The organism is Streptomyces tanashiensis, from assembly GCF_014648895.1.
Classification (GTDB): Bacteria; Actinomycetota; Actinomycetes; order Streptomycetales; family Streptomycetaceae; genus Streptomyces; species Streptomyces tanashiensis.
In genome coordinates this window covers 206,395-232,811 of sequence record NZ_BMRZ01000012.1, presented here as the reverse complement: position 1 = coordinate 232,811, position 26,417 = coordinate 206,395, and the positions used below count along the sequence as shown (strand labels likewise).

The following is a 26,417-nucleotide window of genomic DNA, read 5'->3' as shown; positions in this document are numbered from 1 at the left end:
TCTCTCCAGGGAGGCGGGCGTGCCGGGTCAGTGGGCCCAGGGAAGGGGGGCGTCGGAGGCGCCCCAGTACAGGGACTTCTGACGCTGGTAGGCGCGGATCGCGTCACGGCCCTTCTCCGTGCCGAGGCCGCTCTCCTTCCAGCCGCTGAACGGGGTGGCGGCGCTGAACTGCTTGTACGTGTTGATCCAGACGGTGCCCGCGTCGATCCGGCGGGCCAGCCGCCAGGCCGCCCGGGCGTCCCGGGTCCAGATGCCGCAGGCCAGGCCGTACACGGAGTCGTTGGCCTGGCGGACCAGGTGGTCCTCGTCGTCGAAGGGGAGGGCCACGAGGACCGGGCCGAAGATCTCCTCCTGGCAGGTGCGGGAGGAGTTCGGCAGGCCGTCGAGGACGGTCGGCAGGTAGTACGCGCCGTCGCGGTGGAGCTCGCCCTCGGGCGCGGTCCCGCCACAGAGCACCCGGGCTCCTTCGGAGCGGGCGAGGTCCACGTAGGCGGCGACCGAGTCGCGGTGGTGGTGGTGGACGAGGGGACCGACCTGGGTGGCCGGGTCCGTGCCGGGTCCGACCCTCAGTTTCCGTACGCGCTCGACCAGTTCGCCGACGAAGGAGTCGTAGATCCCGCGGGCCACGAAGAGCCGTGAACCGGCGATGCAGGACTGGCCGCTGGAGGAGAAGACCCCGAACATCACTCCGGCCAGGGCCTGTTCGACGTCGGCGTCGGCCCGGACGATGGTCGGCGACTTGCCGCCCAGCTCCAGTGAGGCGGGGATCAGCTTCTGCGCGGCGACGGCGGCGATCGACCGGCCGGTCGACGTGCCTCCGGTGAACCCGACGCGGGCGACGAGGGGGTGGCGCACGAGGGCGTCGCCGACCACCCGGCCGCTGCCCGGGAGCACGGACAGCAGCGCGGTGGGCAGGCCGAACTCGTCGAGTGCCCGGGTGATCAGCCGGCCGAGCGCGAGGGAGACCAGCGGCGTCCAGGCGGCGGGCTTGAGGAGGACCGCGTTGCCGGCGGCGAGTGCCGGCGCGATCTTCTGGGCGTCGCTGGCGATGGGGGAGTTCCACGGGTTGATCGCCCCGACGACACCGATCGGCTCGTGCACGCTCATCGTCAGGTACGCGCCGCGCGGCGGGGTCAGCGCGTCCTCGGCCGTCTCCAGGGCGGCCGCGATGTAGCGGAAGGTGCCGGCGGCGCTGAGGGCGAGCGCCCGGGTCTCGGCGAGGGTCTTTCCGGTGTCGGCGGTCTGCAGCGCCGAGAGCTCGTCCGCCGCCTCCTCGGTGAGCGCGGCGATCCGGTGGAGAACGCGGGCGCGCTCGTGGGGGAGGAGGTTCCGCCAGGCCGGTTCCGCCATGGCCCTCGCACCGGCCTCGGCCGCTTCGGCGACCTCCTCGGCCGTGGCGGAGCGGACGGTGGCCAGGACCCGCCCGGTGGCCGGGTCGATGGTGTCGACAGGCTCGCCGGAACCGCGCCGCCACTGGCCCGCTATCAGGATGTCGGTGGGGAACTGCGGCACGGCGGGACCTCCGGTGAGGGGGCGGGCAGGGGGAGTCTCGGGCCGCGAGGGGCGGTGGACGGCTCGGTCCGCCGCGGCTCACTCGCATTGCCGAAGTGCTTGAAATCTAAGGGCTTAAATATCTCCACGCAAGAGCCATGGGTGAAGTCGTTGTGTCCATGGCTGTGAGCGGGGGGCGATCGAGTCGAACGCCTGTCGACGGGTGCGCGGTCAGAAGATTTCTAAGCCCTTAATCATTGACCCCTTAGGTAGTGGACCCTACTGTCTCCGGCAACCCCTCTGTCCGCGGAAGGACTCCCTCCATGACGACTGTGGCCGGCAAGCCAGCCCTTGGTTCCATAGCCGCGAGACTCGAACGGCTTCCCCACTCGCGCTGGCACGTCAAGGTCCGCTTCCTCATCGGCGCCGTCACCTTCTTCGAGGCGTTCGACCAGCTGCTCGCCGCCTCCGCGCTGCCCGTCCTGATGAAGGAATGGCGGTTGACCACCGGCGAGGCCACCTTCGCGGTGACCTCCGCCTCCCTCGGCATGCTCCTCGGCGCACTGGCCGCCGGATGGCTGGGCGACCGGATCGGCCGTGTGCGCACGGTCGCCCTCGGTGTCGCCGTCACGGGTCTCGCCAGCTGCGCCGTCGCCCTCTCCGGCGGCATCGAGACCTTCTCCCTCTTCCGGTTCGTGCAGGGCCTCGGCATCGGCGGCGTCGTGCCCGTCGCGGCCACCTACATCAACGAGATCGCCCGCTCGGACAGGCGCGGACGCTTCGTCCTGCTCTACGAGATGATCTTCCCCGCCGGCCTCGCCGCGGCGACGCTGGTCGCGGTGTGGGTGGTGCCGCACTTCGGCTGGCGCGCCATGTTCGGCATCGGCACCCTTCCCGTCGTGATCGCCGCCCTGCTGCCCCGCCACGTCGCCGAGTCACCGCGCTGGCTCCTCGCCCGCGGGCGTACCCGGGAGGCCGAGGAGGCCATCGCCCGCATCGAGGCCGAGGTCGCCCGTGCCACCGCGGAACCGCTGCCCGCGCCCGCCGCGGACCTGTGCGAGGAGAACACCTCCCGCGGGCGATGGGCCGACCTCTTCCGCGGGCGCTATCTGCGGCGCACCGCCGTCGTGTCCGGTCTCTGGTTCGTCGCCTACTACGTGAACCACGGCATCTCCACCTGGCTGCCGTCCCTGTACACGAAGCGCTTCGGCCTGGACCTGACCACGGCGCTCGTCTACACCCTCCTCAGCAACGTCACCGGCCTGCTCGGCACACTGGTCGTCGCCCTGCTGGTCGACCGCGTGGGCCGCAGGGCCGCTCTGACCGCCGCGCTCGGCGGAGCCATGCTCTCCCTGGCCGCGCTCGCCCTCGCTGGCGCGACCTCGGGTGGTCAGGTCGCCGTCTTCGCGTCCTGCACGACGTTCTTCCTGTACGCGATCAACGCGGGTCTCTACCTGTACTCGCCCGAGCTCTACCCCACCTCCAACCGGGCCAAGGGGGCGGCCTTCGGCGGCCTGTGGAACCGCCTCGGTGTCATCGCGGGACCGGTCGCCGTCGGCGGCGTCATCGCCGCGGGCGGCAGCCTCGCCCTGGTCTTCGCGCAGCTCGCCGCGGTGGCCGCAGTCGGCGTCGTGATCGCCTGGTTCGCCGTGGAGACCAAGGGGCGGACGCTGGAGGAGATGAACGCCTGACCCGCCCGGCGGTCCTCGCGCCGGACGCTGTGGAGAGAGGCCGTGGCCCGGAGCAGGTTCACCGCTCCGGGCCGCAGCCCTGCGCTCATTCCCTCAGGGGTAAGATTCTTGGCACTGTAAGAACCCGACGGGGTATCGGCAGGAGCCGTTGCGAGGGGGATGGGGATGGCCGCATCGAAGCCCACGGACCGGGACGCCGTGGCGAAGGTGATCGAGGACTGGGCGCGCGAGCGGCCTGACCTCGACACGAGTCCGCTGGAGGTGCTCGCCCGGCTCCACCGCTCCTTCCTGCGCTACAGCACCCGGCTCACCACCTCGATCGAGCGGCACGGACTGTCCGTGGCCGGCTTCGACGTGCTGACCGCCCTGCGGCGGGCCGGGGATCCCTATCGGCTCACCGCGGGACAGCTCGCCGACTCCGGGCTGGTGTCGTCGGCGGGGGTGACCCTGAGGATCGACCGCCTGGAGAAGGACGGCCTGATCACCCGCGAACGCGACGCAGACGACCGCAGGATCGTCTACTCCCGCCTCACCGAGAAGGGCCTGTCGACGGTGGACACCGTGTTCGCCGAGCACCTCGACAACGAACGCCGGATGCTCGCCGGCCTGTCACCCGCCGAGCGCCGCTCGATCGCCCGGCTCCTGGGCAAGCTGGAGACCTCGATCCTGGCCTCGGACGAGCTCCCGGCCGAGTGACGGCGCGGGAGCCACCGAGTCCCGCACGACGACGTGGGTACCCGGACGCAGCCGCCGGGACGCGCGTCGCTGCGCGGCCGACGTCCGGAGATGGGGCACGGTGGCGGCATGAGCATCACGGTCCCGGCGCGGACGGCGGTTCCGCCCAAAGGCATGGCCCGCATTCCCGGCGGAACGTTCCTGATGGGCTCGGACGCGTTCTACCCGGAGGAGCGGCCGGTGCATCCGGTGGCGGTGGACGGGTTCTGGATGGACGAGCATCCCGTGACGGTCGCGGAGTTCCGGCGGTTCACCAAGGACACGGGGTACGTCACCGTTGCCGAGCGGGACATCGACCCCGCCGACTTTCCCGGCGCCGACCCGGACGCGCTCGTACCGGGAGCGCTGGTGTTCGGGATGACGTCCGGGCCGGTGGACCTCGACGACTGGCGTCGGTGGTGGTCGTACCGGCCCGGAGCCTGCTGGCGCAGGCCCCTGGGACGGGACAGCACGGTGCACGGGCGGGAGCTGCACCCGGTGACGCAGGTGGCGTTCGAGGACGCCGGCGCGTACGCCTCGTGGGCCGGCAAGGAACTGCCCACCGAGGCGGAGTGGGAGTTCGCCGCCCGGGGCGGCCTGGAGGGCGCGGTGTTCGTGTGGGGCGACGCGTTCACACCGAAGGGCCGCCGCATGGCCAACACCTGGCACGGAGCCTTCCCCTGGCAGTACCTCCCCGCCTCGGCGAAGCATCCCACGCCCGGCACCACCGCCGTCCGTGCCTTCCCGCCCAACGGCTACGGCCTGTACGACATGGCGGGCAACGTATGGGAGTGGACGTCCGACCACTACACCGAACGGCACCCGGACCCGGCGCCACGCACCTGCTGCGCACCGCGCAACCCGCGCGTCGACCGCCCGGCGGCGGACGCTCCGGCCGAGGAGCGGTTTCCCCGCCGGGTCACCAAGGGCGGCTCACACCTCTGCGCACCGAACTACTGCCTGCGCTACCGCCCGGCCGCCCGGACCGGCCAGAGCGAGGACACCGCCACCTGCCACCTCGGCTTCCGGTGCGTCGTCCGCTGACCTCCGCCACCGAGGGCCGGCCCGGCGCGGGTCACCCGTTCGTACGGCCAGGCATGCGGCCCCCCGGTCACGCACACAGACTGGCAGGCACGCCCTTGCCGTCGATCGGCCGCCCGGGGCGGGGAACGACTTCCACTCGCTAGGGGCTGAGCCATGTCCGACACGTTCCGCGGTGTGATCAACATCGACGTCCGCGACTCGGTGTCCGACTGGGCTCCCTACCAGCAGCCGAAGGCGCCGGAGGGCGCGCCCAATGTGGTGTACATCGTCCTGGACGACGTCGGGTTCGGGGCGATGAGCTGCTACGGCGGTCCCATCGAGACGCCGAACATCGACCGCATCGCCGCCAACGGCCTGCGCTACTCCCAGTGGCACACCACGGCCCTGTGCTCGCCCACCCGCTCCGCGCTGCTGACCGGGCGGAACCACACCACCAACGGGATGGCGTGCATCAGCGAGGCGGCGATCGGATTCCCCGGCGCGAACGGGCACATCCCGGCCGAGTGCGCGACGCTCGCCGAGGTCCTCGTGGACAAGGGCTACAGCACCGCTCTCGTCGGCAAGTGGCACCTGTGTCCGGAGGACGAGATGAACCTCGCCTCCACCAAACGCCACTGGCCCACCGGCCGCGGCTTCGAGCGGTTCTACGGATTCCTCGGGGCGGAGACCAGCCAGTGGTACCCCGACCTGGTCCACGACCAGCATCCGGTCGAGCAGCCCGCCCCGCCGGAGGAGGGATACCACTTCGGCGTCGACATCACCGACCGGGCCATCCAGTACATCGACGACGTCAAGGCCATCGCTCCCGAGCGGCCCGTCTTCCTCTACTACGCGCCCGGCTGCGCCCACGCTCCGCACCAGGCGCCACCCGAGTGGATCGAGCGCTACCGCGGCAGGTTCGACGCGGGGTACGAGGCGATGCGCGAGGAGATCCTCGCCCGGCAGAAGCGGCTCGGGCTCGTGCCCGAGAACACCGAGCTGCCCCCGGTCAACCCGATCGGCACACCCGACACCCGCAGCGGCCCCGGCGGAGAACCGTTTCCGCCCCTGGACTACACCCGTCCGTGGGACGAACTCGGTGCCGACGAACAGCGGCTGTTCGCGCGGATGGCCGAGGTCTACGCCGGGTTCCTGTCGCACTGCGACGACCAGGTCGGCCGACTGCTCCGCTACCTGGAGGACATCGACCAGCTGGACAACACCCTCTTCGTCGTGGTGTCCGACAACGGCGCCAGCGGCGAGGGCGGTCCCAACGGCTCGGTCAACGAGAACAAGTTCTTCAACAACGTCGCCGACGACCTCGCCGAGAACCTCGCGATGATCGACAGGCTCGGCAGCGTGGAGACGTACGGCCACTACCCGAACGGCTGGGCCATGGCCTTCAACACCCCGTTCAAGATGTGGAAGCGGTACTCCTTCAACGGCGGCACCTGCGACCCGTGCATCATCTCCTGGCCGTCCGGCATCGCCGCCCGCGGTGAGGTCCGCGACCAGTACCACCACGCCATCGACATCGTTCCCACCGTCCTCGACTGCCTCGGCCTCGACCTCCCCAACACCGTCAAGGGCTACCGGCAGATCCCGCTCCAGGGCGTGAGCATGCGCTACAGCTTCGACTCCGCCGCCCTGCCGTCCGCCAAGGCCACGCAGTTCTACTCGATGCTCGGCACCCGCGGCATCTGGCACCAGGGCTGGAAGGCCGTCACGACCCACCCCGCCATCAGCGGCTGGAGCGACTTCCACGAGGACACCTGGGAGCTGTACCACACCGACACCGACCGGGCCGAGCTCGTCGACCTCGCCCAGCAGGAGCCCGGCAGGCTCCAGCAGCTGATCGGCCTGTGGTTCTACGAGGCCGGCGTCAACCAGGCCTTCCCCCTCGACGACCGCTCCGCCCTGGAGATCCTCTCCACGCCCCGGCCGGAACTCACCCCGGCGCGCAACCGGTACGTGTACCGGCCCGGCGGCTCCGAGGTCCCCGAGTCCGTCGCGGTCAACGTCCGCAACCGCTCCTACTCCATCGGCGCCCTCGTCGACCTGCCCGGTCCCGGCGCCTCCGGCGTGCTGTTCGCACACGGCGGGCGGTTCGGCGGCCACGCGCTCTACGTCAAGGACGGCCGGCTGACGTACGTGTACAACTTCCTCGGTAGCGAGGAACAGCGGATCACCGCGACCGAGGAACTGCCCCGCGGGGAGAAGCTGATCCTGGCCGCGTCGTTCGAGAAGGACGGCGAGGTGTCGCCCGGTGTCGCCACCGGCGTCCTCAGCCTGCACCACGGGGACCGGAAGGTCGGCGAGGGCCGGATCAGGACACAGCCCGGCAGGTTCACCCTGGCCGGCGAGGGCCTCAACGTGGGCAAGGACGGCGGTGACGCCGTCACGGCCGACTACCCCGGGGCCGCCCCCTACGCCTTCACCGGCGGCACCCTGCACCGTGTCGCCGTCGACGTCAGCGGCGAGCCTTACATCGACCTCGAACGCGAGGCCGAGGCCATGCTCGCCCGCGAATAGGAGAGGACGGGCCCCTGAGGCCGTCATCGTCGCCGGACGAGAGGGGTGACGCGACGGGTCGTTCCCCGGGACCGCGCGGGCACGAGCCCGCGCGGTCCCGGGGAACGACCCCCGTCTGCGCCGTCGGCCGACGGCGTCAGAAGCCGCGGCGGTACTGAGCCGCGACCACGGAGAGCCAGATCATCGCGGTGATCACTCCGACGGCCAGGGTCAGGGTGCCCGCGGTGCCCCCGCTCATCGCCCAGCCGTTGCCGAGCAGCAGGGCCGTACCCGCGACGCGGGAGGCGACGGCACGCCCCCGCTGTCCGGCACGGCCGAAGTGGTGGCCCATGACGTAGCAGGCGGCGATCAGCGCGGTGAAGGTGACCGAGCCGGCGGCGAAGTGGGCGTAACTCTGCCAGGACAGGGCGGCGGGCGTCCCTTCCGGCGTACCCACGGGGAATCCGTCGACCGGGTCCATCACGAAAGCGCCCGCGGCGATCATGCCGATGCCGCTGATCCGAACGAGCCGTGGTGCCCACGTGCCCCCGGGAGTGCCGCGCAGGGCACGACGCAGGCCGACGGAGCCGACGACGGTCAGGAGACCCGCCAGCACGAAGTCGGTGATCTGGATCCAGCCGAGTGAGCCGTTGCTGAGCGCGCTCAGCGGGTGGCGGGTGATGTCGTAGCCCTCGCGCGTCGCGGCCTGGGCCAGGGCCACGGCGGCCCACAGGGGCTGCGCCACGACCGCGACGGTGAGCAGGGAACGCGTGGAGGCGGGGGAGGGCGCGACGGACGTGGTGGTCTGCGCGGGGCTCTGGACGCTGGTCATGGCGGGTGACTCTCTTCCTCTGGGGCGGACTTGCTTCTCGCTGACACGTCGATCGAGCCATGTGACAGGGAACGCGCCGCTTCCCTGTCACATGGCGATGATCGACGCTTGGGCAGAAGGACCCACCAGAACGACGAGAGAAACAGAGATCCCCATGCGCTACCTCATGACGACCAAGCCCACCGACACCGCCCCCGACGAGAAGCTGTACGCCGAGATGGGCCGGTTCATCGAGGAACTGACCGCGGCCGGCGTACTCCTGGCCACCGGCGGCCTGGAGCCCGGCGGCATCCTCGTGACCTCCTCCGGCGACGAGATCACGGTGACGGACGGGCCCTTCACCGAGGCCAAGGAGGCCGTCGCCGGCTTCGCCCTGATCGAGGTCCGCTCCCAGGAAGAGGCCATCGAGCTGGCCCGCCGCTTCCGCAGGATCGTCGGGGACGGCCAGAGCGTCGTCCAGCAGGTCTTCGGCCCCTGACCCGCGGCCACACCCGTACGACAGCACCCGCCGCGGCTTGCGACCGAGCCGGGGCGGGTGCTGTGATCGTCCTCGTGCCGGACGTTCACCGCACCGTCGATGCGGCCTGGAAACTCGAGTCGGCGAAGATCGTCGCCTCGCTCACCCGCATGGTGCGCGACGTCGGCCTCGCCGAGGAACTGGCCCAGGACGCCGTCGTCGCCGCCCTCGAACAGTGGCCGGTCTCGGGCGTCCCCGACAACCCCGGCGCCTGGCTCACGACCACCGCCAAGCGGCGCGCCGTCGACCACCTCCGGCGCTCCCAGCGCCTCGAGCGCAAGCAGGAGCAGCTCGCCCACGAGCTGGAACAGCAGCACGGCCCGGACGCGACGCCCGACGCCGAACCGGACGACGTCCTGCGGCTGGTCTTCCTCTCCTGCCACCCGGTGCTGCCGACCGAGGCGCGGGCCGCCCTGACGCTCCGGCTCCTCGGCGGTCTGACGGCCGAGGAGATCTCGCGCGCCTTCCTCGTCACCGAGACGGTGATCACCCAGCGCATCGCGCGTGCCAAGCGGACGCTGGCCGAGCGGCGCGTACCGTTCGAACTGCCGGAGCGCGACCGCCTCGCCGAGCGGCTCTCCTCGGTCCTCGAAGTGGTCTACCTGATCTTCAACGAGGGATACTCGGCGACCTCCGGCGACGACCTCATGCGGCCCGGACTCTGCCTGGAGGCCCTGCGCCTCGGCCGGCTCCTCGCCGAGCTGGCCCCGCGCGAGCCCGAAGTGCACGCCCTGGTGGCGCTGATGGAGATCCAGGCGTCCCGCGCCGCCGCGCGCACCGGCCCCTCGGGCCAACCCGTCCCCCTGCACGAGCAGAACCGGGGGCGCTGGGACCAGCTGCTCATCCGCCGCGGCTTCACCGCGATGCTGCGGGCCAGGGAGACGGGCGGCGGCGCACCCGGCCCGTACACGCTCCAGGCGGCGATCGCCGTCTGCCACGCGCAGGCGCGGAGCGCCGAGGGCACCGACTGGACCCGGATCGCCTCCCTGTACGAGGCCCTGGCCCGGATCCTGCCGACGCCGATCGTGCGGCTGAACCGCGCGGTCGCCGTCGGAATGGCGTACGGGCCGCAGGCCGGGCTCGACCTTGCCGACTCACTGCTCGCCGACGCCGTGCTCAGCGACTACCACCTGCTCCCGGGGGTCCGGGGGATCTGCTGGCGCGGCTCGGCCGCCACGACGAGGCCCGCATCGAATTCCGGCGGGCCGCGTCCCTCACGAAGAACGCCGCCGAGCGCGCCTTCCTGGAGCGGCGCGCGGACGCGCTCGGCGACGCCGCACCGCCGGGCCGGACGCTCGGGCAGGCCGCCCACGACTTCCTGAGCCGGGAGGAGCTGGACGCCGCGACGCGCCGCTCGTACGGGCAGACCCTGCGCCGCCTCTGCCGCACCCTCGGCGAGCAGCTGCCGCTCACCTCCCTGACCGCCGACGCGGTGACGCGTGTGTTCGTGACGACCTGGGGCGGGGCGGCGGCCGCGACGTGGAACCGGCACCGTTCGGCCGTCCGGTCCTTCGGCGCCTGGGCGGCCCTGGACGACCCGGCCGCCGGGCTCGACCGCCGTACGGAGACCCGCCCCCGGGCGCGACCGCTCGACTCCGCGCAGCTCGACGCGGTCTGGGACCTCCCGGACCTGCCGCTGCGCGAGGAGACCCTGTGGCGGCTGCTGCACGAGTCGGCGGCCGGCGTCAGCGCCGTCCTGGCCCTGAACGTCGAGGATCTGGACCTCGACGACCGCCGAGCGCGGGCGGGCGACACCTGGGTCGCCTGGCGCTCCGGAACGGCCCGCCTGCTGCCCCGCCTGCTCGCCGGGCGGACGCGGGGGCCGGTGTTCCTCTCGGACCGCAGACCCGGCCCGGCACGGACCCCGGGGTCGGCGGACCTGTGCCCGGAAACGGGCCGCCGCAGGCTCTCCTACGAGCGGGCCGAGTACCTCTTCAAGCAGGCGACCAGGGCACTGGACCCGGCCCGCGACGGCTACACCCTGCGGCGCCTCAAGCCCCACCGACGCGCCCGCTGAGCACCTGACCTGACCACTCCTCAGGACACCCCCTGCCCTCGGCAGGGGGTGTCCTGGTGCGTTGCGTTGCGGGGCCGGGGTGCCGAAATCGTCATCCAAGCGGTCATACAGGGGTGTTGGGGGGACCTTTCCGTGGCTCCGGTCGACGAATCCTGCCAGAGGTCTTCCAGAACAATGCGACATGTGAAATTTTACACGTCACGTGTCAGCCGCCCGTGCTTCCCCGCACGTGGCCACAACGGCCCCGGAGGCCCCCACAGATGTATCCCTTCCGGATACCGAAGACCCGCGCGCGAAGACTCCCCGTGCTCGGCGCGGCCGTATTCATCACCCTCGGCCTGTTCGCGCCGCAGAGCCAGGCCGCCCCCGCCGGCGCCACGGCCCGCACCGGTGCGCACGCCGAGGGAACCGCGGCCTCGGCGCCGCGGGCGATCCCGGTCCCCAAGTCGCCCCATGCGATCAGCGACAACCCCCGCTTCCGGCTCTCCTCGCAGGACAGTGCCGAGGAGTCCCCCCTGCGACCCGCGCCGGCCCTCAAGGCGAGCAAGCGGTCGTCGGCCGCCGCCGCGGACGCGTGCGGTGACCTGTCCGGCGTCATCAACGCCACGGGCGGCGCGCTGGTCCAACAGCTCAAGGCGCTTCCTCAGATCACCTGTACCTACCCGCTGTTCAACCTCACCGGGGAGAACGCGCGGAAGGCCTTCCGCGAAGCCCAGATGGTGACCGTCGCCGACGCGCTGCGCGACGCCTCCGCCACGTACGCGGGCAACAACAGCGCCTCCGTCGGGCAGTTGGTGATGTTCCTGCGTGCCGGCTACTACGTGCAGGACAACAACGCGGACGCCGTCGGCGCCTACGGCCCGGCCCTGGCCGGCGCGGCGCGCGGTGCCCTCGACGCCTTCTTCGCCTCCCCGCGCAGCAAGGACGTCACCGACGCCAACGGCGAGATCCTCAACGAGGTCGTCACGCTGATCGACAGCACCCACGAGGCCGGCCGGTACGCCGGCGTCGTGAAGTGGATGCTCGGCGGCTACGACGGCACCTGGCCCGGTCAGATGAACCTCGCCATGGAACACGTCGAGTGGGTCGTCGAGAACGGCTTCAAGGCCAAGAACGACGACCGCGGCTGGCGGGCCGCCCTCAAGGCCGACCCCGCCATCCTCGACACCTGGGCCGGATTCATCACCCGCAACGGCGCCCAGCTGAACCGCCTCGACGTCGTAAGCAACGTCGGCCGCCACCTCGGTCACGCCCTCGACATCCCCGAGCTCAAGGACCGGGTCCGGCCGCTCCTGAAGGACCTCATCAACCGGTACCCGAACGTCGGCCCCACCGCGCCGATCACCATGAACCTCGGCTGGTACACACGCCAGTACGACCGGGGCAACTGCGCCGCCTACGCCATCTGCGACCTGGGCGAGCGCGTGCTTCCCGCGGTCCTGCCGATCCAGCACACGTGCACCCCCGGCCTGAAGATCCGGGCCCAGGACATGTCGCCCGGCCAGCTGGCGAGCACCTGCACGAGCCTGGTCGCCCAGGACGCCTACTTCCACCGGGTCATCGGCGACAAGGGCGCGATCCCCGGTGACGTGAACACCGACCTGGAGGTCGTCGCCTTCGACGACTACACCCAGTACGCCCTGTACGCCTGGGCCATCTACAACATCGACGTCGACAACGGCGGCATGTACGAGGAGGGCAACCCGGCCGTCCCCGGCAACCAGGCCCGCTTCATCGCCCACGAGGCCAGCTGGCTGCGCCCGGACTTCCAGATCTGGAACCTCAACCACGAGTACACCCACTACCTCGACGGCCGCTACAACATGTACGGCGACTTCGAGGCGGGCATCACCACGCCGACCATCTGGTGGGTCGAGGGCATCGCCGAGAACATCTCGTACGGCTACCGCAACGAGCGCAACGCCGACGCGATCGCCGAGGCCGGCAAGAAGACGTACAAGCTCAGCGACCTCTTCGACACCGTCTACGGCCAGGAGGAGGACCCCCAGGTCAACTCGGACCGGGTCTACCGCTGGGGCTGGCTCGCGGTCCGCTACATGCTCCAGAAGCACCCCGCCGACGTCCAGACCGTGCTCGGCAAGTACCGCGCCGGTGACTGGACCGGGGCCCGCACCGTACTGAAGCAGACCATCGGCACCCGCTACGACGCGGACTTCGCGACCTGGCTGACGACCGACTGCGCGACCGCCGACTGCGGTCCGCTGCCCGACGCCCCGACCGCCGCCGCGCCGCTCTGCACCCTCAGCGACCCCCGTCAGTTCGACCAGAACTGCCGCCGGGACAACCTCGCCGCCACCACCGGCAACTACAGCTACCACTTCGTGTACCTGCCGGCCGGCGTCAAGCAGCTGACGATCACCAGCAGCGGAGGCACCGGCAACGCCGACCTGTACTACGGAGGCAGCAGCTGGGCCACCACCAGCGGCTACCAGGCGAAGTCCACCAACGCCGGGAACAGCGAGAGCCTGACGATCGACAACCCGCCGTCCGGCTGGATCTACTTCAGCCTCGCCGCCGCCCAGAACTTCAGCGGGGTGAGCCTCTCCACGCAGTCCAAGTAGGCGACGCGACGCTGCGATGAGCGAAGCGGCCCGGAGCCGCCGCTGATCGACGCGGTCGATCGACACCACGGAGAGGCGCCTGACCCGGCAGAGCGGGGTCAGGCGCCTCTTCCGAGGCCGGCCCGGAAAACGGTCACCGTGCGTGACCGCCCGGCGACCGGATGTCCCGTCCCCCCGACCACACCGCCAGGCGGAGGACCGCCGCAGCCCGTCTTCCCCGCCGACCCGGCCAGGAGCAAGCCAGTCGGCCGGAAAAGGGTGCATGCTGGGCACCGACAGCATCGAGTTCCTGTCGGGAGGTCGAAAGAGTGAACGGCGGCGAGGGGAGGCGGCGCCTGGCCGCCCGCGCTTCGGCCGGAAAGGGTGCCGCGGCGCACCGCTCGGCCGGTGCCCGCAGGCGGCTCGCCCGGGGCGGCGGCGAGGTGCCCCTCGACCGGCTCACCACGCGCGGTCGACTCGCCTGGCTGAATTCCGCCGGCTCCAGGATCGGCACCACCCTCGACCTGGAACGCACCGCCCAGGAGCTGGCCGAGTTCACCGTGCCCCGCTTCGCCGACGGCGCCGCCGTCGACATCCTGGAGAGCGTCCTGCGGGGCGACGAGGGAGCGCGCTGGACGGGTACGGGCACCCCGCTCATGCGGGCCACCGCCCTGTGCGCCGTCGAGACGCTCTCCTCCCTGGAGCCCACTCCGGTGGGCGAGACGACCTCGGCGAACGCCGAGGAGGCCCACGAGACGCTGCTCCACCGCTACTGTCTGCGACAGGGCCGACCGGTCCTGGTGAGCCGCATGAGGCACGACGACTACGTCAAGGTCGCGCCCACGGAGCGGGCCGCGGCGAAGATGCGAGCCGCCGGAGTGCACAGCTATCTCGCCGTGCCCCTGATCGCCCGCGGGCTGCTGCTCGGCAGCGCGGACTTCGTCCGCGGCCGCGGAACACCACCGTTCTCCTCCACCGACCTCGCGCTGGCCGAACAGCTCGCCTCCCAGGCCGCCGTCTACATCGACAACGCCCGGCTGTACGGACGCGAGCGCGAGCACGTCGTCTCGTTGCAACGCGCCCTGCTGCCGCGCGCGACCCCGGTGACGCCCGGACTGCGCGTGCACGCCGAGTACGCGCCCTCGGCGGCCCACCACGGCGTGGGCGGCGACTGGTACGACGTGATGGCCCTGCCCGGCGGACGTACGGCCCTCATGGTGGGCGACGTCATGGGCCACGGGCTGCCCGCGGCCGCCACCATGGGGCGCCTGCGGACGGTGGCCCGCACCCTGATGACCCTGGACATGGCCCCGGAGCGCGTCCTGGCCCGGCTCGACCTCGCCACGCGTGACCTGGAGGACGAGCAGGTCGCCACCTTCCTCTGCGCCGTCTTCGACCCGGCCGACTCCACCTACACGCTGGCCAGCGCCGGGCACCTGCCACCGCTGCTCCTCGACGGACAGGGCTCGGCCGAGTTCGTGGACGTACCCGTCGGCGCGCCGCTCGGAGCGGGAGTGATTCCGTACGATCCGATCCGGCTGAAGGTGCCCAGGGGCGGCAGCCTGGCCATGTACACGGACGGTCTCGTCAAGTCCCGGCACGCGGACATCGACGACCAGCTGGACTGTCTGCGCACCGCGGCGCGCGGCCTGGCACCCGAGGCTCTCGAGGCGGGCGGCCTGATCGGGTGCGCCCCGGCCGACGCCGCCCGTTTCGACGAGGCCGTTCTCCTCGTCGCGAGGACGGAATCGGAGGATGCGGCCGACCTGCGGGAGTGGCAGCTGCCGGAGGGAGGGCGGGCGGCGTCGGTCGCCCGGCACCTGGTCACGGACCAGCTCGCCACATGGGATCTGACGGAGCTCGCCGACGTCTTCGAACTCGTCGTCTCCGAACTCGTCGGGAACGCCCTGCGCTACGGCAACGGCCCCGGCAGAATCCGGCTGCTGCGCGGGGACCGCCTCGTCGTGGAGGTCTCGGACACGGGTCCCGACCTGCCCCAGATCCAGCACGCGGATCTCAGCGACGAGGGCGGCCGGGGGCTCCAGCTCATCAACATGCTGTGCCGCCGCTGGGGCTCCTGCCGCACCGTGACCGGCAAGGTGGTCTGGGCGGAACAGAACCTGCCTTCCTGAAGCCTGCCCCTCCTGAGGACGCCCCTCCTGAGGGGCCCCCTGAGGACGCCCCTCCTGGGGGCGCCTCTCCCGCGGGTGTCCGCACGCCGGGGCCGGTTCCGGCGCCTCAGGGCCGCCGGAGCCGCTCCCGGACGGCGTCCGGACCGGCCGGGACGGGGAATCCCCCGGGGCCCGCCCCGCTCTTTGCGACGGCCGCGTGCAAGGCCCGCAGGGCGAGCAGAAGGAAACCGATGTCGTCGAGATAGACCGGGTCCGGGATCAGATCGATCGGCGAGATCGTGTAGACCACCGCCGCCCAGAACAGGGCCTTGGACTGCAACGGGACGCCGGCGTCCATCAGCAGCCGCCGGGCCCGGAAGACGCGGACGAGCAGAACGGCCGCGCATCCCGCCACCACGAGCACGAGAACCACGGCCACGATGAGCCAGAGGGAGCCGTCCATGCTGTCTTCCTGCCGGTCGGTGTCGAGGCCGCACCCGTCGTGGGCGGCGCTTACAAGGCTACGACGCGAGCCCGCCGTCCGGCCCGCTCCGCCCACGGCCGGGAGAAGCCCCGGGGCATGCATGGCGCGACCCGGGGCAGGCGATGCCCAGGCGGGGATCGCGCCCCGCCGCGAAGGACACACCGAGAAAGGGGACGGCGGCGATCCGCCGACCGTCCTCGCCTACCGGAGGAGTTGTTTTCGCGTGAGCGAGCACGTGTGGAGCTACAGGTCGACCGCGGGTCATCTGGCCGGCACCGTACTGACCGGCTACAAGGTCGAGGCGGTCGACGGCCGCATCGGGAAGGTGGACAAGCACTCCGACGAGGTCGGTGACGCCTACCTGGTCGTGGACACGGGGGCATGGATCTTCGGCAAGGAGGTCCTCCTTCCGGCCGCCACCGTGGTGCGGATCGACGTCGACGAACGGAAGATCTTCGTCGACCACACCAAGGAGCAGATCAAGGATGCTCCCGAGTTCCACCGCGAGAAGCACCTCGACGACCCCGGCTACCGCTATGAGCTGGGCACCTACTACGGACTGGGAGGCCCCTTCGGGGGCCGGATGGTCTGAGAGCCGGCATGGAGGAGGGCCGGTCGGTGACCGTGCAGGTCAGAGGCAGGGTGCGCGGGGGATCCGGACTGCGGCCCGGAAGCGGTGTCGATATCCTGGAATGGACCGTTTCATGGGCTTTCTGACGCGCGTGCAGGAGTGAAGTCATGGACCTGCTGCCGGTCGAGATCAAGGTCAACATCGAGGGCGACGTCGCGGGGGCGCTGTCGGCTCTCGGTTCCGGGCAGGGCGCGATGATGACGCGTCGTATCTGGTTCGCCGAGGACCAGGACGGCGTCGCGCAGGGGAAACTGCTGCTGCTGGAGGGCGGTGTGATCGTACGGTTCAGGATCGGCGGCGGTCCGGACGACCTGGTCGTCAAGCTGCGCCCCTGCACCCACGAACAGTTGGTCGGCCGGTTCCAGGACCCGTTCGAAGTGGCGCCGATCACGTACAAGATCGAGCAGGACCTGTCGAGGAACGGCCGGGTGCTGGCGGCCTCCCTGGCGCACACCCACCCGTCGGGCACACTGGCGCCCGCGGTGGAGCCAGGGGCGGATTCCTCCGTGCCGCTCGACGCGGTGCAGGACCAGTTCCTGCACGCCTGCGCGCGCGACGTCGAGTTCGACAGGCTGGTCGCTCTGGGGCCGATCTTCTCGACGAAGGTGGACGACGTTCCGCTCGATGACCTCGAGGTCGACCTGGAGGCATGGTCGGCCGCCGGTCTGCACTTCCTGGAGGCCTCGATCCGCGTGAAGCCCAAGGACGGCGACGACGCGGAGGAGTTCGAGGAACGGGCCGAGCGCAAGCTGCGCAAGCTGGAAGAAGCCGTGCTCGCACGCGGAGTGACGCTGTCCGAGGTCGCCGACAGCAAGACCCAGCGCGTACTGACCGCGTTGGCGGCCGCCGCACAGGGCTGACGTGGCCGCCGCAAGGGCTGACGTGCTCGTCAGCCCTTGCGGCGCGGTCGTTGTCAGATGGCAGCCGTCAAATGGCGATCACGGTCAGGTACTTGTCCAGCTCGGTACGGGCCGCCGCGGCCACCTCTGCCAGACCGCCTTCGATCGTGCGCTCGACGGCGACAGTGCCCTGAGTGATCAGGACCTGCTGCAGGTGCACGCCCCCGGTGGGCGCTTCGCTCTTGAGCGTCACCCGCGCGTCGCCGAAGACCTCGGTCCACCACGCGGGTGCGGGGGGTCCGCCCTGGCCGGCCTGGGGGGCATCGGCGTCGGTGACGTCGAAGAGCGATCCCTTGGCAAGGCTGAAGACCGCCTTCCGGAGTTCGTCGGTATCGCTGAGCCATGAGGCGACGGAGGAGCCCAGGAGCACAGGGCCGACGGTCGGCGTGGGGCCGGTCCCGGTGGGCGCCGTGTCGTTGCCGCTGGTGGCCGGGCGGGTCTCGGTCACGTGGGTACGCACGGCGCCGGCCGTGAGCGCGGCGCGGTACGCGGCGCCCGCGGCCCCGCCGCCGGGCCAGGGTTCGCCCGGCGGCACGGCCGCCGCGAAGACCCCGTGCAGTTTGTCGATGTCGATGTCGACGTCCGTGGTGATGGTCGCCTGCCCGGTGTCGAAGAGTTCGGTGAGCACGTTGCGGACGAGGAACGGCGGCGCGGCGGCGTCCCGCAGGTTGGTCACGACCGCTTCCGCCGCGGCAGGACTGAAGGACACCAGGAAGGAGCTGCGTGCCTGGATGTCGATGCCGCCTCCCGAGCCCCCTTGGACGCTCATGAGCAGCGGGCCGGGGCCGCTGGGCGGGTGCTCCACGACACATGACACGGCGTTGGCCGTGATCGGCACCATGACGAGTTCGGGTGCGGGGCTCCCGGACCCGTGGGCGAACAGGGAGGCGATCCGGGCGGGCGGATCGGCGTGGTCGTGGTCCGTGAGCTTCTGGACGATGCGGGCCTCCGCGCCTTCGGGCAGGGCAGCCGTACACGCGAACGTGCAGGAGCCGCCCAGGTACTCGGGCTGGGGAGTCACGGGGGCCCGGACCATGGCGGTGGCCGAGAAGTCGAGGTCGGAGCTGCCGGACCGGGTCGCCACGGTCACCCGCGGCGGCTGGAAGTAGTACCGGGTGGGTCGGCCCGCGGCCGCGAGGCCGGCGTTGAGCGCGTCGGGCCGGATGTGGACGCCGACGGCCGGATCTCCCGGCCCGCCGCCGTCGATGTCGATCACGAGCGAGTCGGGCCCGAAGACCGGCCCTGCGGGGAAGACGCTGTCTGGCATCGCACACACCCCAGTCGGTGGAGGGAGTTCGTGTGGTCGGAGGGTTGTCGTCAGGGGAACACGGGGCCGGCGGCCGACGGTCGCGGTCGTCAGTGGATCGTCGACGACGTGACGACGAGGATGGGCGCGTCGACGAAATCGTGTACGACGGAGACGGTCCGGCTGCCGGAGGTCGTGGTCAGGGTCAGCAGGACCGTGCTGTCCAGGCCCCTGACGGCGGAGTCCACCGGCAGCGACACGTGCACGAAGTCGACGGTGTGGGACGGACTCAGCGTGAACGAGGGGGCGGAGTCGCCGGGGTTGGCGGCGAGCGTGATGTCGACCTTGATCGTGCTGACACCCTCCGCCGTGAAGTTGAGACCGGCGGCGTTCACGGTGAGCGGGTGCTGCACCTCCTGCACGGTGTGGGTGCGGAAGGCCAGGAACGTCAGCATCGCGGCCTTCGGCAGCGGAGCCGCCACCTCCAGAGCACGCTGCACCGCGACCTCGGTGCCCGCTCCGACGCCCGCGAGGGTGGTGGTCTGCAGGGCGGCCAGGACCTGGCCGCCGAGGGGGACGACCGGACCGGGTTCCGCTCCGTCCCGGATGTCGGCGCAGCGGAGGAGCTTGAGGTCGAGCGGCCCCTGGTTGAGGGCCTTGGTGCTCGGCGGTGGTCCGGGCTGTCCTGTGGTGGACAGTTCGTCACTGTGGGCGGTGTTGCGCAGGTTCAGCAGCAGCGAGGTGCGGACGGGCTGGGGGAAGACGTCGTCGAGCCGGACCGCGAGGGAGCCGAACAGCGGCGGCGGCCCGGTCGCGGCGAGCTGTTGCAGGAAGAGGTTGACGGTGGTCGTGGCAGGTGTGGGCCGGTCGTCGGTGATGTCGACGCTGACGGTGACGGTCGTTCCGTCGCCGTCGGCGAACGCCGCCCGTCCTGCCGGGAAGCCGTCCAGGGTGGACGGGGTACGGGAGTCCAGGCCGCCGGGCAGGGCGACGCGCAGGGTACGGCCGACGGCCTCCGGGATGTCCGGGACATCCGCTCGCAGACGGGCCATGTCGATCGGGTCGACCATCGGCGCGACGGTGAAGGTGAAGTGGAACCGGCAGCCGCTGAGGGTGGCGGGCGACTCGTCGACGATGGAGTCGCAGGAGGCGCGGGCGCCCTGCGCGGTGACGAGAATCCCGTAGGCGGCGGGTACGGCGATCACCGTGCCGCTGACCTGGCCGAAGAAGACGCGCCGGACCGAGGGGTACTTGTCCGAGATGTTGCCGAGCGTGGTCAGTTCGCGGTACTCGGAGCGCTGTCCCGCGAATTCGCTGAGGTCCTTGATGTCGATGATGTGCCGGCTGAGGCCCATGGACGTGATCGTGAACCGGCTGCGATAGGCGTCGGTGTTGAACTTCAGCCCGAGGCGCAGGGTGCGATGGAATCGCGCCTTCGAGGGAAAGAAGACGTATCGGCCGATCTGGTTGATCAAGAGAGGCAGGAAGGGGGCGCCGGCCGTGTTGCCGCCGTCGCCGAACACCTCGAACTGGAATCCGTGGAAGATCGAACCGTGCACCGGGAATCCGACGTCGGGCTCCGTCACGAGAGCCGTCTGATAGCCGGAGTACGTCGGAGCGAACTCCAGCCTCAACCCGCCGCTGCGGGTGAGGTGCGCATAGGCGGCCTCGACCAGAAAACCGCTCAGCTCGAAGCCGGCGACGAACCCGGTCTCTCCGTTGCGCTTCGTGGTGCCTTCCACCGGAACATCGGTGACCACTCCATCGTTGCCCGTGAGGGGAATGATCAGCGTGACCCCCGGGTCCAGGTCCGGCACCGGCCGCAGGCTGAACTCCGCCTCGGCTGAGAGAAGATGCTCAGGGATCACGGCATCGATCGACACCTTCAGGACGGCGGTGTTGAAGGGGCCTCCGTCCTCTGCGACGCTGCCGGGCTGCTCGGCGTCGAATGCGAATTTCGGGTCTTCGCCGAGCTGGTCGTCGATCAGGGTGAACTCCGGCAGGTACCAGAGCGTGGCGGCATCGGTTCCCACCGCGTCGTGGAAGAAGTTGCTCTCCAGACGAGGCATCTCCCTGACGTCCGCCGGCAGTTCGGCGCTCCTCTCCTCGTTGAGCACCGATTCGATGTGCTCACCGAAGCGCCCCGCCAGCCAGTGTTTCGGCTCCGCGACGAGGAACTCGTCGAATGCCTGCTCGATGTCAGCCATGGTCTCTCCCCATCAGGGGCGTCGCCGGGTTGCCGCACCCGCCCCGGACGGCGCGTGCGCCTGTCCGGGGCCGGGGGCCGGTGCCATGCGGAGAGTGGTCACACGGTGGCGTTGGCGGCTGCGGCCACGTACCGGTTGACGGTCTCGATCTTGTCCGCCGGCGGCTTAGGCAGCGGGGTGAAGAGCTGCCTAATGTACTTGATCCGGCCTGCCGGCACGGGAATCCGCACCGGCTGGTCGGTCGAGTAGAAGACGGGCTCGTCGGTGAAGTTGGGCCCGCTCACCTCGACGCTCATGGTGTAACTGATCTCGGTTTCTTGGACGTACTTGTCGGAGTACACCTCCCACAGTGCGTTCTTCACGTTCTCCTTGGTCACCAGGATCGGCGCGAACGTGTCCGGACCGATGGTCGGCGTGATCTGGACGATGACATTGGGCGGGAGTCGGAGCGGCGAGAGGAAGAAGCCTACGAAGACGTAGCCCACCGCGCTGGCGGTCATGACAGGGGCGTGGTCGTCGGTCAACTCTTCGATCACCGCCACCGCCGGGTCGGTCGGAGCGATGGCCGGCGAGAGATTGACGCGGGGGTCCTGGCCGTCGAAGATCAGCTTCCGCCGCAGCTTCACCTGGTCCGACGGCCAGCCGTCGACAGGGGTGTCGAGGCGCAGGAAGGAGATGTTGACGAAGTCCCTGGCTGTCGTCTCATCCCAGACGGCGGGCCGGACCGGGCCGCTGGGCTGCGTCTCACCGGGGACGTAGTGCTGTCCGCTCGTCCGCATGGACAGGTTGACGTGGCCGTCCTCCGTAGGCCTGGAGAAGTCGGGGTAGCCGGCTTCGAGCTGGACGGCCTGGAGCGGGTCCTTCAGCTCGGTGCCGTCGGGCAGCTTCTCGGTGAAGTTGACCCTGCTGAATCCGGCGACCTGGACCTTCTTGAAGAACTCGCCGATGTCGACGATGAACAGGTACTTGTTCAGATTGGCCTGCACGGCGGGCACCAGACCGGTCAGATTGCCGGTGACGGTCTGCTCCACGGTCACCGTCTGGTCGAGGATCAGCGTCTGGTCGACGTGGACGCCGTTGTGGGCGTGCGTGCTCTTGATCGACACGGCGGAGCCGCCGAACAGCTCGCTGAACCACCCGCGGTCGGCCGTCGCCTTGGAATCGGTCTTGGCCGGGTCGAAGTCGAAGATCTCGTGCTTGACCATGTCGATCGCGGTCTTCCTCATCTGATCGACGTGGTCGTCCACCCACTTCTTGGTGGCCGGGTCGAGTGGCACCCCGTTGTTCATCGTCATGTGCGTGGTGATGCCGCCGGTCGTCAGGCAGCGTTGGTATGCGAACTCCGCAGCGAGCGAGTTGATCCGGAAGAGTCCGCCGGTCGAGACCGCGGCCGAGAACGAGTCGAACACCTTGTCGATGTCCACGTCGATCGTGATCGTGACGCCGTTGATGTAGAAGCTCTCCTGCAGTGCGTTCTCGACCAGGAACGGCGGCGCGCCGCCTTGCTTCAGCGTGCTCGCGATCTGTCCGGCGGCAGGCAGGTTGCAACTGATCAGGAAGGAGCACAAGCCCTGCGCCTCGATGCTGCCCTTGCCGGCGTGCTGGGCGGTCATGAGGATCTTGCCGCCGGTGACGGCCGGGTCCTGAACGAAGCACCTGACGGCACTGCTGGTGATCGGAACGATGCCGAGCGACGGAGGCGGGTCGCCTTGCTGGAAGTTGAAGAAGGGTCCCAGCCGGCCCCCTGGAATCTCGTGCTCCCGCTGCTTCAGCTTCTCCAGCACACCCGTGATCACGCTCGGCGGGATGCCGAACGTGGTCGAGAACGAGCAGAACCCGCCACCGAGTTCGGACCCGACGAGGTCGGCCGGGGAGACATTGGCCTCCTCCGACAGCAAGCCCTTGAACAGGGTCATCTGGAAGTTGAAGTCGTCCGGGAAGTCGTGCTTCTTCGCGAGGAAGACCTCCGCGGGCTGGAAGTAGTACTGCGTGGGCATGCCGGCTTCCCGTAGCTCCGGGTTGTGCGCATCCGGGTACACCTGGAGCTGGAAGTCTCTTCCTGTCTCGTCATTGGCGGTGACCATGATGAAGTTCGGGCCGAACAGCGGTCCGACTCCCGATACGAAGGCGGTCATGAGCGGAACTCCCCGCTGGTGGAAGCAGCAGATCTGTTGGAGGAACCACCCGGTCCGGCCCGGCGCACGGGATCGCAACCCCGTGTGCGTCTCGTCGACAGACGGGTCGGACGGCGGGTGCGCTGTGGAATTGTTTCGGTCGGCGGAATGTCAGGCGTCCTCGAAGACCAGGTCCTCGGGCTGATGCGTCATCCTCACCGTGTGGCCGTTCGTCACCTCGACGATGTGGTGGAGGCCGGCGCGTCGTTCGCCGGTCGACAGGACGGAGTAGCGGTCCTGGACACCGGCCAGGAAGGCGGGGAAGCAGGCCAGGGGCATGTCCAGCCGCAGGTAGTCCATCGCGCGGCGGAACAGCTTCGGGAGGATCACCACGTCGTCGGTCAGCGAGGACAGCCCCGTGATCTTGGCCCCGGCGGTGGTCACGTCGCTCGCCCACAGGCCCTTGCGTGCCTCGCGCGCCTGCACGGCCACGGCGGCCATCTCCGTACGGAGACTGGTGAACAGACTCCGGTAGAAGGTGGGGTACGCCAGCCCCTCGACGAGCAGATGGTGATTGACCGTCGTGCGCAGCACGCCGACGTCCACGTCGATCTCCAGGCCGCTGGTGCCGGGCGCGGCCCCCGCGCCGGCCAGGGCGATGCAACGGCCGTGGACATCGGAACCGCGGGTGAGGACGAAGCCGGGAACCGTCTCCGGGGTGGTGGCGGTCACGGTCTCGTTCTGTTCGCGCTGGACGTCGGTGAAGCCGAGCGTCTTCAGCAGGTCGTCGCGTGCGGCGTGGGCGAACTGGAGCGGCTGGTGGTCACGGGACGGGCCGTAGTGGGTCTCGAGCGCGTCGACCGCGTCGAGACGCAACTTCGCGCGTCCCACGGCACTGTGCTCGACGGCCCGTCCGCCGCCTCCGCCGACGAGGCTCCACTCGGCCGGGTCGTCGGCCGTGAAGTGGACCGTGTCCCCGTCCGGTTGCGACCCCTTGATGTCGTAGAAGCCCTTGATGAGCAGCATGGGCATGGCGACTCCTCAGCAGTGGGTACGTTCCACCCCCGGAGGCGTCCTCGAAAGGGCGCGGTGATCCGCGCTACACGACATTGCGAAGATCTTGAAGGTACTGCTGGACGAAAGCATTGAATGCCGTCTGCAGGTCCTGTTCCTCCTCCAGCTCGGGATCGACCCCGTCGGGATCCGGACCGAAGACGACGTCTCCGAGGCCGTCGGGCTGGAACTCGCTGAGGTCCGCGGCGGCCATGAGGTTGTTGAGGTGGGTGGACGCCAGCTCGGTCTCCGTCGCGTCGCCCGGCGTCAGGCTGCCCGCGGTGTCCTCCAGCCCGGCGGCGCTCTGGAAGTCCGTGAGCGCACCGGCCGTCTCCTCGCTGAACGCACCGTCGATGGAGATGAGTGATCCGTCTGTACTGGCCCGCCAGTCGTTGACGAGCGCCTGGACGTACCTGACGTCCTGAGGGTCGTTGACCCCGTCCGGTCCGACCGAGCCGCCCATGGGGGAGTTGAGGACGAGTACCGCCGGGCCGAGCACGCCGCCGCCGAAGATGACGATCGCCGCGGCGGCCAGCGCGGCGAGCGCGGCGATGACCGCCGAGACGAGGATCGCCTTGGCGAGTGCCTCCAGCAGTTCCCCGTCCACCTCCACGCAGATCTCGTAGACGATGACGCCCTCGGCTATCTCCGGCTCCGTCGCGCGCCTGTAGTGCAGGGAGACCCTGCAGGGGACGATGCCGAGATAGTTGCGCTGGTAGAACGTGATGGTGCGATCGGGACTGAACTGGGTGCCCTTTTCGTACTTCTGGAAGTTCGGTCTGGTCACGGCGAGGAAGTCCACCAGCGACAGGAACGTCTCGACCTTGGCCCTCGCCGCCTCCCTGCCCTCGATGGAGTTGGGCTTGATCTCGTAGAACTCCATGCGCACGCCGGGCTCGTGGGTGATGATGTCCGGCACCGCGAACCGTTCGTTCTCGTCGTCACCAGGATCGACGGGCTTCTTGCGCTGCTCGCACGAACCCGAGATGAACCCCTCGTCCGCCGGATCCAGCTGCTGGCGGGTGGCGAGAAAACTGGCGAGGAATCGACACCGCGTCGTATCGGACGTCTCGTCGAAGAAGTCCGTTCCGGTGCCACCGCGTTGGTACGGGTTGCACCCGCCCTTGCTGAAACAGTAGTCCAGCCTGACGACCCACTCGACGACCGTACCGACCTTGGCCGCCGCCCAACGGGGGGCACCGGCGGCACGGGGCGTTGTGCAGAACTTCGCCACGGGAGTCACCCTCCGTGTGCGCTTTGAGTGTTCCTGCCGAATGATCTAACACTCTGTGACGAGTGCTACCTGCTAGCACAATTTCCCACTACCAGCATATCCAGGCGGCGCCGGACCGCAGCTCGGAGACGGGTGCACGGCGAAATGAGAGGTTGGCGCGTCAACCAAAAGACGCGGGATGTCCCGCACTTGTCGAAGCGGGCGCGGGACGCGGGGCGGCCCGGTCGGTCAGAGCTTGTCCACGCACTCGGTGAACGCGAGGATCAGCAGCGCCCACGAGGCGCCGCCGAGCAGCCCCACGAAGCAGGCGGCGGCCGTGGGGCCGAGCAGTTTCTCCAGGATCTTGATGATCACCCCGGCCGCGATGCCGGCCAGCGCCAGTACGAGGGACCTGTCGGAGTCGCGCAGGTTGCGATTCCACTCCACGACCCGGCGGATCGCGTCGGCCCCCAGGTTGCGCAGGTCGTCGATGATCGAGTCCACCGTGTTCTCGACCCGGGCTCCGTAGCAGTCAGCGAATTCCTCGATCGCCATGTCTCTTCTCCTGTCTCTTTCGTTGCCGGCCCCCTGCGGAGCGGTTCCTAGACCTGACCACCCTGCACCTGGTCCAGGGTTTCGCGTGTCGCCTGGAGGAGCTCGGTGAGCCGCATGTTCGGAGTGCTGTCGTAGGCGGCGAGAATGGTCGAGATCTCAGGTGCGATGTTGACCGACGGATCGGCCAGAACCGAGCACACGGTGAATTCGAGTGAGCTCTCGTCGAATCCTTCGCGTACGGCGTCGTCCATGCCACTCATGAATCCGTTGATGTTGTCGAGCGCACCGCCGATCACATCAGGCGCGGGAACGTCGGCGGCATCCATCTGGATGCCACGCTGTGCGAGCGCCGCTGCGAAGTCCTCTTCGAAGGCCATGCGTGTTCTCCTCGATCGGAATCCCTGTGACGGAGCACCGAGCGGCCCCGGCCAGGCCCCATCCTGAAGGAGAACGGAGATCCCGGCGCGCTCCTTGATCCGTGTGGAGCACCAGGAGAAGCCGAACGGAACGGCGCGGGTCGCCCACACGGCAAGGGTCTGTCCGGCTG

At 70.1% G+C, this 26,417-nt stretch carries 21 protein-coding genes; 11 read left to right on the top strand and 10 right to left on the bottom strand.

All coding sequences use genetic code 11. The features are described from left to right. Positions 1-27: 27 nt before the first annotated feature. Positions 28-1,512 carry an aldehyde dehydrogenase family protein gene (locus tag IE237_RS29435; RefSeq protein WP_189805145.1) on the bottom strand — a complete coding sequence of 495 codons (1,485 nt, stop codon included), beginning with the start codon at positions 1,510-1,512 and terminating at the stop codon, positions 28-30. Positions 1,513-1,814: 302 nt separating this feature from the next. Here IE237_RS29435 and IE237_RS29430 point away from each other — a divergent pair, with 302 nt between their 5' ends. From IE237_RS29430 to IE237_RS29415, 4 genes are all read left to right on the top strand, one after another. Beyond that, entirely contained in the window at positions 1,815-3,182 is a 1,368-nt protein-coding gene (locus IE237_RS29430) for an MFS transporter (RefSeq protein ID WP_189805144.1), read from the top strand. 165 nt (positions 3,183-3,347) lie between these two features. After that, positions 3,348-3,878, top strand: coding sequence for a MarR family winged helix-turn-helix transcriptional regulator (locus tag IE237_RS29425; protein ID WP_370468311.1), 531 nt, complete (start codon positions 3,348-3,350; stop codon positions 3,876-3,878). 108 nt (positions 3,879-3,986) lie between these two features. Beyond that, complete coding sequence (locus IE237_RS29420) at positions 3,987-4,940, top strand: formylglycine-generating enzyme family protein (protein ID WP_229842958.1); 954 nt, start codon at positions 3,987-3,989, stop codon at positions 4,938-4,940. A 153-nt stretch (positions 4,941-5,093) separates the two neighbouring features. Further along, positions 5,094-7,451: an arylsulfatase gene (locus IE237_RS29415; protein ID WP_189805142.1), complete on the top strand. Its 2,358-nt coding sequence runs from the start codon at positions 5,094-5,096 to the stop codon at positions 7,449-7,451. 136 nt (positions 7,452-7,587) lie between these two features. Here the strand turns inward: IE237_RS29415 and IE237_RS29410 are convergent, their stop codons facing one another. Next, a complete protein-coding gene (locus IE237_RS29410; protein WP_189805141.1) occupies positions 7,588-8,262 on the bottom strand; it encodes a DUF998 domain-containing protein in 675 nt (224 codons plus the stop codon). Positions 8,263-8,416: 154 nt separating this feature from the next. Between IE237_RS29410 and IE237_RS29405 the strand changes: the two genes are divergently transcribed. The 5 genes from IE237_RS29405 to IE237_RS29390 all read left to right on the top strand — a co-directional run bounded on the left by IE237_RS29405 (position 8,417) and on the right by IE237_RS29390 (position 15,489). Beyond that, a complete protein-coding gene (locus IE237_RS29405; RefSeq protein WP_189805140.1) occupies positions 8,417-8,740 on the top strand; it encodes a YciI family protein in 324 nt (107 codons plus the stop codon). Positions 8,741-8,814: 74 nt separating this feature from the next. Then, a complete protein-coding gene (locus tag IE237_RS40945; RefSeq protein ID WP_308433123.1) occupies positions 8,815-10,101 on the top strand; it encodes an RNA polymerase sigma factor in 1,287 nt (428 codons plus the stop codon). Then, positions 10,023-10,796 (top strand): site-specific integrase, encoded by a 774-nt coding sequence (locus IE237_RS40940; protein ID WP_229842966.1) that lies wholly within the window; start codon positions 10,023-10,025, stop codon positions 10,794-10,796. Before IE237_RS40945 ends, IE237_RS40940 begins: the two co-directional genes overlap by 79 nt. 260 nt (positions 10,797-11,056) lie before the next feature. After that, entirely contained in the window at positions 11,057-13,378 is a 2,322-nt protein-coding gene (locus tag IE237_RS29395) for a M9 family metallopeptidase (RefSeq protein WP_189805139.1), read from the top strand. Positions 13,379-13,686: 308 nt separating this feature from the next. Next, on the top strand, positions 13,687-15,489 hold the full coding sequence (locus IE237_RS29390) for an ATP-binding SpoIIE family protein phosphatase (RefSeq protein WP_189805138.1): 1,803 nt from the start codon (positions 13,687-13,689) through the stop codon (positions 15,487-15,489). Between the two features lie 106 nt (positions 15,490-15,595). Here IE237_RS29390 and IE237_RS29385 read toward each other — a convergent pair whose 3' ends face one another. Beyond that, positions 15,596-15,931 carry a YkvA family protein gene (locus IE237_RS29385; RefSeq protein WP_189805137.1) on the bottom strand — a complete coding sequence of 112 codons (336 nt, stop codon included), beginning with the start codon at positions 15,929-15,931 and terminating at the stop codon, positions 15,596-15,598. A 244-nt stretch (positions 15,932-16,175) separates the two neighbouring features. Here IE237_RS29385 and IE237_RS29380 point away from each other — a divergent pair, with 244 nt between their 5' ends. Further along, positions 16,176-16,544 (top strand): ribosome maturation factor RimM, encoded by a 369-nt coding sequence (locus IE237_RS29380; protein WP_189805136.1) that lies wholly within the window; start codon positions 16,176-16,178, stop codon positions 16,542-16,544. Positions 16,545-16,690: 146 nt separating this feature from the next. Then, positions 16,691-17,443, top strand: a complete 753-nt coding sequence (locus IE237_RS29375) for a hypothetical protein (RefSeq protein ID WP_189805135.1) — start codon at positions 16,691-16,693, stop codon at positions 17,441-17,443. Between the two features lie 67 nt (positions 17,444-17,510). On the opposite strand, the gene IE237_RS29370 is transcribed toward IE237_RS29375, so the two are convergent. The 7 genes from IE237_RS29370 to IE237_RS29340 all read right to left on the bottom strand — a co-directional run bounded on the left by IE237_RS29370 (position 17,511) and on the right by IE237_RS29340 (position 26,247). Further along, positions 17,511-18,749 carry a hypothetical protein gene (locus IE237_RS29370; protein ID WP_189805134.1) on the bottom strand — a complete coding sequence of 413 codons (1,239 nt, stop codon included), beginning with the start codon at positions 18,747-18,749 and terminating at the stop codon, positions 17,511-17,513. 89 nt (positions 18,750-18,838) lie between these two features. Beyond that, positions 18,839-20,935 (bottom strand): hypothetical protein, encoded by a 2,097-nt coding sequence (locus tag IE237_RS29365; RefSeq protein WP_189805133.1) that lies wholly within the window; start codon positions 20,933-20,935, stop codon positions 18,839-18,841. 98 nt (positions 20,936-21,033) lie between these two features. Beyond that, entirely contained in the window at positions 21,034-23,070 is a 2,037-nt protein-coding gene (locus tag IE237_RS29360) for a hypothetical protein (protein WP_189805132.1), read from the bottom strand. A 150-nt stretch (positions 23,071-23,220) separates the two neighbouring features. Further along, the gene (locus tag IE237_RS29355; RefSeq protein WP_189805131.1) at positions 23,221-24,081 is read right to left on the bottom strand and encodes a thermonuclease family protein; all 861 of its coding nucleotides are present in this window, start codon (positions 24,079-24,081) and stop codon (positions 23,221-23,223) included. 67 nt (positions 24,082-24,148) lie between these two features. Further along, positions 24,149-25,336 (bottom strand): peptidoglycan-binding domain-containing protein, encoded by a 1,188-nt coding sequence (locus IE237_RS29350; RefSeq protein ID WP_189805130.1) that lies wholly within the window; start codon positions 25,334-25,336, stop codon positions 24,149-24,151. Between the two features lie 228 nt (positions 25,337-25,564). After that, complete coding sequence (locus IE237_RS29345) at positions 25,565-25,870, bottom strand: hypothetical protein (protein WP_189805129.1); 306 nt, start codon at positions 25,868-25,870, stop codon at positions 25,565-25,567. A 47-nt stretch (positions 25,871-25,917) separates the two neighbouring features. Next, the gene (locus tag IE237_RS29340) at positions 25,918-26,247 is read right to left on the bottom strand and encodes a hypothetical protein (protein ID WP_189805128.1); all 330 of its coding nucleotides are present in this window, start codon (positions 26,245-26,247) and stop codon (positions 25,918-25,920) included. Positions 26,248-26,417: the final 170 nt, after the last annotated feature.

What these genes read in the sequence shown, in the direction of transcription:
- IE237_RS29360 (WP_189805132.1), bottom strand. Translation starts at nt 23,070, where the DNA reads ATGACCGCCTTCGTATCGGGAGTCGGACCGCTGTTCGGCCCGAACTTC.
- IE237_RS29385 (WP_189805137.1), bottom strand. Translation starts at nt 15,931, where the DNA reads ATGGACGGCTCCCTCTGGCTCATCGTGGCCGTGGTTCTCGTGCTCGTG.
- IE237_RS29340 (WP_189805128.1), bottom strand. Translation starts at nt 26,247, where the DNA reads ATGGCCTTCGAAGAGGACTTCGCAGCGGCGCTCGCACAGCGTGGCATC.
- IE237_RS29425 (WP_370468311.1), top strand. Translation starts at nt 3,348, where the DNA reads ATGGCCGCATCGAAGCCCACGGACCGGGACGCCGTGGCGAAGGTGATC.
- IE237_RS29420 (WP_229842958.1), top strand. Translation starts at nt 3,987, where the DNA reads ATGAGCATCACGGTCCCGGCGCGGACGGCGGTTCCGCCCAAAGGCATG.
- IE237_RS29395 (WP_189805139.1), top strand. Translation starts at nt 11,057, where the DNA reads ATGTATCCCTTCCGGATACCGAAGACCCGCGCGCGAAGACTCCCCGTG.
- IE237_RS29370 (WP_189805134.1), bottom strand. Translation starts at nt 18,749, where the DNA reads ATGCCAGACAGCGTCTTCCCCGCAGGGCCGGTCTTCGGGCCCGACTCG.
- IE237_RS29375 (WP_189805135.1), top strand. Translation starts at nt 16,691, where the DNA reads ATGGACCTGCTGCCGGTCGAGATCAAGGTCAACATCGAGGGCGACGTC.
- IE237_RS29355 (WP_189805131.1), bottom strand. Translation starts at nt 24,081, where the DNA reads ATGCCCATGCTGCTCATCAAGGGCTTCTACGACATCAAGGGGTCGCAA.
- IE237_RS29430 (WP_189805144.1), top strand. Translation starts at nt 1,815, where the DNA reads ATGACGACTGTGGCCGGCAAGCCAGCCCTTGGTTCCATAGCCGCGAGA.
- IE237_RS29365 (WP_189805133.1), bottom strand. Translation starts at nt 20,935, where the DNA reads ATGGCTGACATCGAGCAGGCATTCGACGAGTTCCTCGTCGCGGAGCCG.
- IE237_RS29410 (WP_189805141.1), bottom strand. Translation starts at nt 8,262, where the DNA reads ATGACCAGCGTCCAGAGCCCCGCGCAGACCACCACGTCCGTCGCGCCC.
- IE237_RS29405 (WP_189805140.1), top strand. Translation starts at nt 8,417, where the DNA reads ATGCGCTACCTCATGACGACCAAGCCCACCGACACCGCCCCCGACGAG.
- IE237_RS29345 (WP_189805129.1), bottom strand. Translation starts at nt 25,870, where the DNA reads ATGGCGATCGAGGAATTCGCTGACTGCTACGGAGCCCGGGTCGAGAAC.
- IE237_RS29415 (WP_189805142.1), top strand. Translation starts at nt 5,094, where the DNA reads ATGTCCGACACGTTCCGCGGTGTGATCAACATCGACGTCCGCGACTCG.